The organism is Labilibaculum euxinicum, assembly GCF_009795715.1.
Lineage (GTDB): Bacteria > Bacteroidota > Bacteroidia > Bacteroidales > Marinifilaceae > Labilibaculum > Labilibaculum euxinus.
On sequence record NZ_WTCR01000002.1, the window covers coordinates 407,764 to 419,796 of the forward strand.

Sequence of the window (12,033 nt, forward strand, 5' to 3'; positions counted from 1 at the left end):
GAATAGGATCTAAATTTATTCAATCATGAGAGAAGTTAAATGATTGAATTATAGATGTTAACCAACATTATGCCTCTGTGCAGATTTGTTTGTAAAATGTGGTTTTGGTGATGATGAAAAGTAGAAAAATTCGGTTTGGAATTGTTGGGATGGGGCACATTGGGAAGCGGCACCTGGAGATGATCAAGTGCAATAATGATGCTGAAATAGTTGCTTGTTGTGACCTGTTGCCATTGGAAGAATTGGAACTTTATATTCCAGGCATTCCTTTCTATAGGAATTATGATGAGATGTTGTTAAATCATAAAGAGATGGATGTTGTTAATGTGTGTGTGCCAAATGGTTTGCATGCTAACATGTCCATAAATGCTCTTAATATGGGATATCATGTGGTTTGCGAAAAACCAATGGCGTTAAGTAAATCTGATGCTGAGCGGATGTTGTATAAGTCTCTCGAGGTTTCTCGGCATATTTTTGTTGTAAAACAAAACCGATATTCTCCACCGGCAATATGGCTGAAAGAGATTATGAATCAGGAGTGTTTAGGTCAGATTTATATGGTTCAATTGAGTTGCTTTTGGAACAGGGATGAACAATATTATCGACCAAATTCTTGGAGAGGACGGCAAAAAGAGGATGGTGGAACATTATTTACACAATTTTCACACTTTATTGATATTGTGTATTGGCTGTTTGGAGATATTAAGAATGTGAAAGGAATATTTAAGGATTTTAAACACGCCAAGCTCACGGATTTTGAGGACTCGGGTGTTGTGAGTTTCGAATTTGTTAATGGAGGAATCGGATGCTTAAATTATTCAACTGCAGTCTATAAAAGAAATTTGGAAAGTTCTATAATCATTATCGGTGAAAAGGGGACGATTAAAGTGGCTGGTCAGTATATGAATGAGGTTGTTTATTGTGACATAGAAAATTACACCATGCCGGAACTAAAACCATCTAATCCTCCAATAGATTATGGAGCTTATAAAGGATCTGCTCAAAATCATCATTACGTGATTGCAAATGTGGTTGATAAGATTCAGAATAATGGAGTTATAGCCACCAATGCACTTGAAGGTTTGAAAGTTGTTGATATTATTGAACGAATTTATCAGTTAAGAGATTTGATTGAAATAAAACAAAAAAATGAATGGGTAAGGAATTATAAATTAAATGGAGTAAATCAGAATGATATTTAGAAACTGTTTAAAATTCATTTATTTTTTGATAAAATTTCCAAAAAATAAGCAGCTTCTTAGTTAAACCGATACAAATCACTATAAGAAATGTGTGATATTCCTGATATTTTTTGTGTAAATAAAGTAATGGTTGAAACGTTCATAAGTTAATAATTAGTAACTCACACACGAGCATGATTATTTCCTCATGATAAGTTCTCCGGATTTATATGGACAGGCTATCCGACAACTAAAAAACAAATTATACTCAGATGAAAAATGTGAAAATCGCCGTTATCGGACTTGGGTATGTTGGTTTGCCTTTAGCAATGGAATTTGGTAAAATATATCCAACGCTGGGATTTGATATCAACGAAAAAAGGGTGCTTGACCTGAAATTGGGTTTGGATTGGAGAAAAGATATGGGGGCTGATAATTTTAAATCATCCATTCATTTGCAATTCTCCAGCGATCCGGATCAGTTGAGAGGATATAATGTATATATCGTTGCGGTGCCAACGCCTGTAAATAAAAATAATCATCCGGATTTAACACCTCTTTTTGATGCTTCTAAATACATTGGGAAGGTACTTAAAAGAAACGATGTTGTAATTTATGAATCTACAGTATATCCAGGTGCAACCGAAGAAGATTGTGTTCCTGTGTTGGAGGAATACAGCGGTTTAGTCTATAATAAAGATTTTTATTGCGGCTATTCTCCGGAAAGAATTAATCCAGGGGACAAAGTACACACTCTTACAACAATTTGTAAGATTACTTCCGGTTCTACACCAAAAATTGCTGATTTTGTTGATCGGCTTTACAAATCAATTATTACAGCCGGAACCTATAAGGCATCATCAATTAAAGTAGCTGAAGCGGCAAAGGTTATTGAAAATTCACAACGCGATATAAATATTGCATTTGTAAATGAGCTGGCAGTAATCTTTAACAAACTAGGGATTGATACCAATGAAGTTTTAGAAGCCGCTTCCACCAAATGGAATTTTTTATCATTTAAACCAGGTTTAGTTGGCGGGCACTGTATTGGTGTTGATCCATACTATTTAGCTCACAAGGCTTTGGAAGTGGGGTATAATCCTCAAATTTTACTGGCAGGAAGAAGATTAAATGATGATATGGGTTTGTTCATTGCATTTAATGTTATCAAGGAAATGGTTAAGAAAGGTTTCCGTATTCCCGGATCAAATATTTTGGTGATGGGAATAACTTTTAAGGAAAATTGCCCGGATATCAGAAATTCGAAAGTGATAGGTTTAATTAAGGAACTTAAGGAGTTCGGCTGTAATGTTGAGGTTTATGATCCTTGGGCCAATCCGATTGAGGTTAGGGAAAGATATGATTTGAAAATAATACCTTACCTGAATGGGAATAAGTACGATGCTATTGTTGCAGCGGTTGCTCACGATGAAATTCGGAAGGTAGATATAAAGAACCTGAAAAATGGCCACGATTCTGTTGTTTATGATGTTAAAGCAATCTATCCACGTCATCTTGTAGACGGACGGTTATAAAAACAATCAACAGGAGAAAGTGCGATGACTGTTTTATTCTTCTCAATAAAATAATTGTATTGATTTTGAACTGGAAATTTTTGAATTTGATGAGATGTATACAAGAATCTTAAAGGGAGGAGCCATACTTTTATCATCAAATATAGTAGCCTCATTTTTGGGATTTCTGGTTCTTGCAGTTGTTGCTAAAAATATAAGTATTGATGAATTTGGAGTTATTGGTATTATTCAGTCTTACACCCTGACTGTTGCAGCATTATTAAATTTTCAAACCTGGCAAACAATAATTAAATACTATCCAAGAATAAAGGATGATAAAGATCTTATTCAATCCTTATTAAAATTTTCTTTTCGGCTCGATTTAATTACCGCAATTATAGCCTTTGTTTTTGGAATTATATTTCTGGAAATTATTTTCCGTACAATTAATTTGCCGGAGATGTATAAGTATTGTGCCCAAATTCATTTGTTAAGCATTTTAACAAAACTTAATGGAACAGCAACAGGTTATCTTCGTGTTCATGACAAGTATAATTTGTTTTTTAAATCACAGTTCGTTGCCGGATTCGTTAAATTAATCCTTGTATTGATCGTTTTTTGGCTCAATCTTGGTTTTGTTTATATTATAATTGCCTTTGCATTTGGAGAAATTGTTTACGATTTTACACTAAATCTATTTTTTTACAAGGTTTTAAAATCCGACTCTTTAACTGGATTTTTAAAAAAAAGCACTAAGCTGATTAAAAATAAATACAAAGATATTTTCGAATTTTCATTCTATTCCAATTTAATTTCATCTTTCGATACGATTATATTTCAGGCTGATATAATGATTGTTTCGGGTTTTTTTGGGGTAAGTTATGCGGGTTGTTTTAAAATGATTAAAGTCATTACTGGATTAATCAATAGAATGGCAGGACCGGTTTCAATTACAATTTCACCAATAATCAGCGAATTAATTGCTGAAAATAATTTAAAAGAACTCAGGTCTAAATTGCTAAAATCCTTCTTATTCCTAGCTCTTTTTTTTAGCGCAGGTTATATAATTTTTATTGCTTTAGATGAATTTATGGTTCGAATAGTATTTAACGAAGAGTACTTGAAATATATTTTCTATTTGGATTTTGCCATTTTTAATCTCTTTGTGGGATTAATATTTATGGGTATTCATCCTGCAGCCAATTTTTTGGGGTACCACAGACAAATACTCTATATTATTATTGTTTTGTCCCTAATTTATTTGCTGCTGATTTTTCTGTTTTACGAAAGTGCCGGATTCGAAATTATTTTTATTGCCCAGTTGGTACAAATATCTTTAGTAGTAATTTCAAAACTGTATCTCACCAATAAAAAGCTTAATCTAATTGCTTTTCAGAAATCAAGAATAATACATTTTTAATCAATTAATTGAGTTGTTTTTTGTGAATTTATGTTGTTATGAAAAAAATAGTTCATGTAATATTTTCGCTGAGAGTTGCCGGGGCAGAGAATGTTTGTGTTACTATTTGTAACCATTTAAACAAGCAAAAATATAAGGTGTATATTATCACAATTTTCGATGCTGTTCCGTTGGCTGAAAAGCTAAAGAATAATACAAGTGTAACGGTGATTTCTATGGGTGTACCTTTGAACTCGAGATTCTGGCTTTTTTCCCCGAAAGTGTTTATGAAATTTAGAAAGATACTTAAGGAGATTGCACCGGATACAATACATTCTCATTTTTGGGGAGTTGGAACATGGATTCTGTCCGTTATTAAAGACCTGCCTATAAAAAATAGAATTGCTACTATTCACACTTCGGGAGGGCATTACAAATCATCCTATTGGTTTTCCCGTATTGACAGGAATGTAGAGATGTTAACATACAAATTGTTGAATTTTAAATTGGTTTGTGTTAGTGAAGAAGTTCGAAAAACAATGAAGGAAAAATTAAAACTTTCGAATTCCTCTGTCATTTTAAATGGCATTGACATTGATTATTTTATACCTGTTAATGGCAATGCGGAAAAGAGTACAAATTATCCGGTGTTAATTCATGTTGGTCGGTTTTTACCTGCAAAAAACCACTGGGATATTATTCGTTCATTGCCTGTGCTAAAAAAGAAATTTCCGAATTTTAGAATGTATTTTCTGGGCGTTGGAGTTAAGGAGCAATTAGAGGAATATTGTAAAGAAAATCATTTGATCGATAATGTATATTTTCATGGTGTGCAGGATAATGTTTTGAAATATTTGCATCAAGCAGATATCGGAATTTTCCCATCTTCTTATGAAGGTCTTGGATTGGCTTTATTGGAAATGATGAGTTGTGAATTACCTGTTATAATTTCAGATATACCCGTTTTTAGGGAGATTACCAAAAATGGTACTTGTGCAAAAATTGTAGGTTTGCATCAAATTGAAGAGCTTTCAAATTGCATTGTCGAATTGGCTGGCGATAAAAAACAGATGAGGGATTTAGGTAAAACCGGTAGAAAGATCGTTATGGAAAAATTCTCTCATAAACAAATGATTTCGTCTTATGAAGCTATGTATGATATGATATCCTAGTTCATATTTTAAGTTGTTCTTGTATAAATACTAGATGACAAAGAAGAAGTTGCTCCTTATTTCACCAAGTCAGTTTGGATATCTTACTGATTATTATTTCTACTGCAAATACTTGAAAGATGAGTACGTAATTACATTTTTGTGTTTTGATGAAGGTTTAGAGAAAATAAGCATATCAGGTGTTACGGTTAAATATTTACCTGTCGATGGCAACCGGATTTTACGATATGTCCTGTGGCTGAAATTTATATTCAAAGAATTCAGACAACGGGATTACGACATTATTTTTTTGTATAGTTTTAAGTTCTGTTCTTTGCTTAAAATATTTTCAGGAAGTAGATTATTGGTTTTAGATATAAGAACCGGATCAGTTAAAGAAAACTATTTAGTCAATACAATTCAGAATTGGCGACTTCGTTTTGAAAGTTATTTCTTCAATCATATCACAATTATTTCCAAAGGTCTTATTAATCATTTAAAAATCAATTCTTCAAAATGTCACTGGTTGCCGTTAGGAGCTGAGATTTTGAAGGATAGCAATTGTGGATATAATAAGCTTAAGTTGTTGTATGTAGGAACTTTAAATCACCGGAGATTGCAGGAAACAGTAATTGGGTTTTCAATGTTTTATGAGGAATATGGCGATGAGATTGAATGTTCCTACAACATTTTTGGTTTTGGATCTGAAAAAGAAGAACGTTTGCTTCAGGATGCAATTAAAGAGTTAAACCTTTCTAAAATTGTACACTTCCATGGGAGGAAAAACTTAACTGAAATTCTTGATTATTATAGAGAATCCAACATTGGAGTCTGTTACATTCCTATTACTCCATATTTTGATTTTCAGCCTCCAACTAAAACTTTTGAATACATTCTTGCAGGCATGGTTTGCATAGGTACTGCCACTGTCGAGAATTCCAATTTAATAAATGACGAAAATGGGATTCTTTGCCGCGACACGTCTGAGTCATTCTATGAAGCACTTCAGGAATATCACCAAAAGAGACATCTCTTCAAATATGATTCTGTTGTAAGTTCTTTGGAGGATTACCGTTGGGACAAAATCGTAAATGGAAACTTTAAACCGTATCTAAACAGATTGATGGACAATGCTTAAATTAGCGTTTCATAATCTTTACTGGACTTTGATTTTTATGACTGGAATCTTTCAGTTGTTGGGAATTAATTCCGGAATTTATAAAATAGGAATACCTTTTGTCAGCGGAGTCTTATTTATTTACACATTTGTGTCTAAAGGCAATCAGTTAAAATACCCTTTTGTATGGTGGTTTGTTGGATTTACAGGACTAGCGGTAATCAGTTCATTTGTGAATAAAATTGATACTTTTTCCTTACTCTACTTTTTGGTATATACTAGCTTGTCCTATTTGTATTTTATTGTTCTGATCAATGAAAACAGCATTTTGGTAATTTCAAAGGTGATTTCCTTTATCAAACTGCTTATTGCAATTCAAATTCCTGCAGTAATTATAAAATTCTTTTTGATAGGACAATCCGAACATGGAGGAATTGGAACCTTATCTATAAATGCTGGAAGTGTGTCTGCAATTTTCCCTCTATTTGTCATTACAATTTTATTCAGTCTGTATCTCTTCGAAAACAAGAAAAAATATCTGATATATATTATCTGCTTTTGCATTCTTGGGGGAATTGGAAGCAAGCGGGCAATTCTCATTTTTATTCCATTAGTCCTGATAATTTGTGGTTTTCTATTTGTTAAGTTAGAGAGAAGGGTTTATTCAGGAAAATTTATAAGTAAGGTATTGGTGGCCTGTTTAATGGGAGCCGGTATATTTTACTTTACAGCAAAAACCAATAAAACCTTAAATCCAGAACAAAGTAATTGGGGCAGTTTTGATTTGAATTACATTGCAAATTATGTGAATAATTACACCAGCTCCGGAGGTCGTGATAAATCAGAGATGAGAAGAAAAGATGGTTTGATCTATTTCATCAATTATACATTAAATGCAGATTCACATAAAATGCTTTTGGGAGATGGAGCAGGTAAGCTTATTGAGTCGAAATACAATCCCCGGGAAGGATCAATGGAGAATGAATATGGAGTGAGGTATGGGGGAAGAATGACATTAGTATGGTTGCTTCTGCAGGTTGGCATCCTAGGTACCATAGTGTTTTTGCTATTCTATTTGCGATTATTTTCTCTGATTCTAAAAAAATACAGAAGCAATCCTGTCGATTTGTCTTTTTTGGTACTAACCATCGTCTTTTTTATTGATACAGTGAGTTATTCGAATGTGTTTCTTCGTTACGAATATTTAAAGGGTTTATACTTTGTTTTGCTTGCTTTAATTTTACTTGATTATAAATACGCCACTACTTATTTTACCGATCTGGTTTCACTATAATAAGAGGAATCATTTTCTGAAATGATAAATATACCCTGGATGAAAGTTTTAATGATAAGTTCGCTGCCAGTAAATCTTAATTCAATTCAAGGCGGGGTTGATGCTGTGGTTGTGAATTTGCTAAAGGGTTTTGAGTCTTTTCCAGAGGTAAATCTGCTAATTCTTTCATTAGGGAAGTCGGATTGCAGAAAAACTGTAAAATATGCCGGCAATATCACAATTGAATATTTATTCAGAAAAAGTCAATTTGGAGGAAAATTATTCAATAGTTTTTTTCAAATGAGGAAGGATGTCCATAACCATATCCGGGAGTTTAATCCGGATATTGTACACATTCAAGGAGCTTCTCCAATGCTGTTTTGTTTATTGGGATTGAATAAGAAAAATCTTGTAATCACACAACATGGAATAATGGCGGAGGAAATTAATTACCAAAAAAATAAAACAGACAAGTTAAAATTTTGGTTTAAAATGATTGTTGAACGTTATTTTTATCCAAGGTTTGAGAATTATATATTCATTTCCAGTTATAATCGAAAGTTTTTAGAGCAGTTGAAAGGAAATCAGAACTATTATGGGAAATTAATTTTTAATCCTGTAAATCCAATTTTTTTTGATTTGAAAACCCATTCAAAATTTGGAAAGCGGATCTTATATGTTGGAGTCATCAATCAACGAAAAAACCTCCTATGCTTACTAAAAGCGATGCTTAGATTAAAAAATAAGACCGGGGGATTTAAATTGGATGTGATCGGTGGGTTTAAAGATGAATTTTATAAGAACTTGATATTTAGTTTTATTAAAGACCATAACCTGGAGAATGAAGTCAACTTTTTGGGGTGGAAAAGTCAAAGTGAGTTGTTGGACTTGTATAAGAAGGCTGATCTTTTTGTTTTGCCCTCGCTTCAGGAATCGTTACCGGTTAGTATTGCCGAAGCCATGGCTGCGGGCAGACCGGTAATTGCGGCGGATGTTGGTGGTGTTGCTGAAATGATTACCGCCAATAAATCAGGTTTTGTTTTTAATGCAGATAATTCGCAGGAGTTGGAAGAATTCCTGTTAAAATTTTGTAATGAGGATGGACTCTATTCCAGGTTCTCTGAACATGCAAGAGAAGAGGCAATGAGAAAGTTTCACCCTGGTAAGGTAGTTAATCAAACAATTGAATTTTATAAAATGATTCTCGAAAGTTAGGCTTATTTCCAGTATCTGTGTTTCATGAAAAAAGTTGATAAATTCAAAATTGGTGTTATCGGATTAAAAGGGCTTCCAGCTTATGGAGGAGCGGCAGCGGTAGGAGAGAATATTATTGCTCAACTGGCTAATGATTTTGATTTTACAATCTATTCAGTTAGTTCCCATACCAATTTGAAATCAGGATGTTATCAAAAAAGTTTTCAAATTGTGATTCGTAAGTTGCCTTTCGGAAGCATTAATTCTCTTTTTTATTACGTTCGGTCCGCCTTGGATGCGCTTTTGTTTCGAAAATATGATTTGATTCATTTACATCATCGCGATGCCAGTTTTGTGATTCCTCTTCTCAAATTACGCTATCCTGTAGTAGTGACAACGCATGGAATGGTTCTGACATCCAAATGGATGCGATACAAACTTTTTTTTGATTTTGAAGATCGGTACTTTCTTAAGTACGCCAATTTTATTACTACTGTTTCATTAAAAGATCAAAGAAAAGTTGAGAAACTGATATCCTCTGAAAAGGTGAAATACATTCCCAACGGGATAAATTCCGAAATTGAAATTACAGCAGAAAAGGAAGAGTATATCTCTTTTGCAGCAGGAAGAATGTTACCGGATAAAGGTTGCCACACATTTCTGGAGGCAATGGATTTACTCGAAAAAAGAGAAAGCGCTGTAATTATGGGCGATTTAAAGCAAAATTTAGATTACGAAAAAAAGTTACTGCAATTGCAGAAAAAAGTAGGAAACATTCTTTTTACAGGATTAATCAAGGAGAAGAAAAAGCTGTTTAAAATCATATACAGCAGTAAATTTTTTGTGTTTTCTTCTGAGAATGAGTCCATGTCGATGATGTTATTGGAAGTTGCGGCTCTTAAGGTTCCAATAATTTGTTCTGATATTCCAGAGAACAGAGATGTTTTTAACGATGAGGAAGTTCTGTTTTTTAAGGTAAAAGATGCAATGGATCTTTCAGAGAAAATTAAGTATGCATCGTATCATCCTGATGAAATGAAGATTTTTGCCCTAAAAGCGTATGATCGATTGCAAAAGAGTTATTTATGGAAGAATATTGCGGAAGAATACAAAACCATATTCAAGAAATTTATTTAAATGACATTCAACACAACGGTACAGGAGTCTCTTGGTAAGGTAGCCGAAGATCTTGAAATCATCACTGATTCTTCAATGATCGATAGAAAATCCTGGAGCGATTTTGTTCGAAATAACTTGCATGGGAATGTGTTCCAAACGCCGCAAATGTATGACGTATTTGAGCAAGCAGAAGGCTTTACTCCAATTTTGATTGCTGCACGTAAGAATGGAAAAATAAGCGGGGTTCTGTTAGCAGTAATCCAAAAGGAAATAAAAGGAGTTCCAGGAATTCTAGCCAATCGTGCAATTATTAGAGGGGCTCCATTAATTGATAATGAAGATGAGGAGGTGCTGAATCAGATCTTGATAAAATTCAATGAAAAGATTCAAACTAAAGCTCTGATAACTCAAATTCGGAATTGGGCAGATACATCGAATTACAAATCGGTTTTCCTGCAATGTGGTTACAGGTATCAAGATCATCTGAATATACTATTGGATCTGGAACAATCGGAAGAAGTTATTTGGAAAAATATTAACAGGGAAAAACGAAAGAGTATAAATAAAGCTTACCGTGAGGGCGTGAGAGTTGAATTGGAAAGTCCGCATGGAGATTTAACTGCCACATATTCGATTCTACAGCAGCTATACAAGAGAATTCAATTGCCATATCCAGATATTGACTTCTTTAAAAAATGGCAGAGGAATTTTGATGTAGAACCAAGATTTTTAGTATTTGCTGCTAAATGGGACAAAGAAACAATAGCTTTTCGTTATGTATTGGCCTATAAAAATGTGCTTTATATTTCTTATGCAGGAGCTCTTAGTAAGTATTACCCAAAATGCGCCAACGACCTGATTAATTGGGAAGTAATGTTGTGGGGAAAAGAAAATGGCTATACTGTTTATGATTTTGCCGGAGCTGGTAGTCCTCATGTCCCTTATGGCGTGCGGGTAAATAAAATGAAATTTGGAGGACAGACCTGTAATATAGGGAGGTATGAAAAAATTAACCGTCCAATACTATTTTTCATTGCGAAGTTTGGGTTCTATTTATGGAAAAAAATATCATTCAAGTAGGTGATAGTTCCTTTGCTTTAAGCAATGTGGATTAAAACCGCTTCTTTGCAGAAGTTCAATTGAGAATCTGATTTAATGGATTGTAATATTAAAATATTTTGGAGCTAGACTTTACATTTGATACTTATAAGAAATTACTGAAAGGATTTATAGATAATAATTATCATTTTCAGACTTTCTCAGCATATCTCAAGAACCCCAAAGATAGAGTGGTTATTTTGAGGCATGATGTGGATAGATTGCCAGCTAATTCACTTGAATTTGCACGCATTCAGTCCGACATCGGGATTTCCGGCAGTTATTATTTTAGATCTCGGAAAAAAGGTTGGGATGAGGACGAAATAAAGCAAATTAATAATTTAGGACACGAAATTGGCTATCATTATGAGAATTTGTCAAGGGTTGTAAAAAAGCTTAAATCGTACCATGATATTAATCAAATACTTAATTATGGGCTGAAAGATTTCGAAACGCAATTAACTAGTTTACGTCAATTGGTTCCAGTAGAAACAATTTGTATGCACGGCGCTCCCACTTCTAGATATGATAATAAAAATTTGTGGGGAAAGTACCAATATTCCGATTTTAACATTATTGGAGAACCTTATTTTGATCTTGATTTTAGTACTGTTTTTTACCTTACGGATACCGGCAGACGCTGGGATGGTTTTAATTTTAGCATAAGAGATAAAATTAACGGACAACAGAAGTATTGGCGAGAAAAAGGCATGGTATTTAAAAGCTCGTTTGACCTTATTGATGCATTAAATCAAAATGTATTGCCACCTAAAATAATGATTACATTTCATCCGCAGCGTTGGAATCATTTAAATATTGATTGGTGCAAGGAGTTAATTTTCCAAAATATTAAAAATCCTATAAAGTGGGCACTGATTAATTTCAGACGGAAAAAAGTCTTAATTACATAATTGTTTTATTCACAAAAGTTCGTCTATGCTTTGTAACAGTTTGATTTTTAGAGAGGTTTGTCCAATGAGTATTTCT

At 33.5% G+C, this 12,033-nt stretch carries 10 protein-coding genes; all 10 read left to right on the forward strand.

Features of this window, described 5'->3' with window-relative positions; genetic code table 11:
- The first annotated feature begins 110 nt into the window (after positions 1–110).
- The 10 genes from GQR60_RS03635 (at position 111) to GQR60_RS03680 (ending at position 11,957) form a co-directional block, all read left to right on the forward strand.
- Positions 111–1,202 carry a Gfo/Idh/MocA family protein gene (locus GQR60_RS03635; protein ID WP_225441324.1) on the forward strand — a complete coding sequence of 364 codons (1,092 nt, stop codon included), beginning with the start codon at positions 111–113 and terminating at the stop codon, positions 1,200–1,202.
- A 251-nt stretch (positions 1,203–1,453) separates the two neighbouring features.
- Positions 1,454–2,716, forward strand: coding sequence for a nucleotide sugar dehydrogenase (locus GQR60_RS03640; RefSeq protein ID WP_124991623.1), 1,263 nt, complete (start codon positions 1,454–1,456; stop codon positions 2,714–2,716).
- Between the two features lie 94 nt (positions 2,717–2,810).
- On the forward strand, positions 2,811–4,115 hold the full coding sequence (locus tag GQR60_RS03645; protein WP_124991624.1) for a lipopolysaccharide biosynthesis protein: 1,305 nt from the start codon (positions 2,811–2,813) through the stop codon (positions 4,113–4,115).
- Between the two features lie 38 nt (positions 4,116–4,153).
- The gene (locus GQR60_RS03650; RefSeq protein ID WP_124991625.1) at positions 4,154–5,266 is read left to right on the forward strand and encodes a glycosyltransferase; all 1,113 of its coding nucleotides are present in this window, start codon (positions 4,154–4,156) and stop codon (positions 5,264–5,266) included.
- A gap of 34 nt (positions 5,267–5,300) precedes the next feature.
- Positions 5,301–6,383: a glycosyltransferase gene (locus GQR60_RS03655; protein ID WP_124991626.1), complete on the forward strand. Its 1,083-nt coding sequence runs from the start codon at positions 5,301–5,303 to the stop codon at positions 6,381–6,383.
- Positions 6,376–7,656, forward strand: a complete 1,281-nt coding sequence (locus GQR60_RS03660; RefSeq protein WP_124991627.1) for a hypothetical protein — start codon at positions 6,376–6,378, stop codon at positions 7,654–7,656. The genes GQR60_RS03655 and GQR60_RS03660 overlap by 8 nt, the downstream gene beginning before the upstream one ends.
- 39 nt (positions 7,657–7,695) lie before the next feature.
- Positions 7,696–8,850: a glycosyltransferase family 4 protein gene (locus tag GQR60_RS03665; RefSeq protein ID WP_160463404.1), complete on the forward strand. Its 1,155-nt coding sequence runs from the start codon at positions 7,696–7,698 to the stop codon at positions 8,848–8,850.
- Positions 8,851–8,874: 24 nt separating this feature from the next.
- Positions 8,875–9,966 (forward strand): glycosyltransferase family 4 protein, encoded by a 1,092-nt coding sequence (locus GQR60_RS03670; protein ID WP_124991629.1) that lies wholly within the window; start codon positions 8,875–8,877, stop codon positions 9,964–9,966.
- Positions 9,967–11,028, forward strand: a complete 1,062-nt coding sequence (locus GQR60_RS03675) for a lipid II:glycine glycyltransferase FemX (RefSeq protein ID WP_124991630.1) — start codon at positions 9,967–9,969, stop codon at positions 11,026–11,028.
- 98 nt (positions 11,029–11,126) lie between these two features.
- Positions 11,127–11,957, forward strand: a complete 831-nt coding sequence (locus GQR60_RS03680) for a hypothetical protein (RefSeq protein WP_124991631.1) — start codon at positions 11,127–11,129, stop codon at positions 11,955–11,957.
- Positions 11,958–12,033 lie beyond the last annotated feature (76 nt).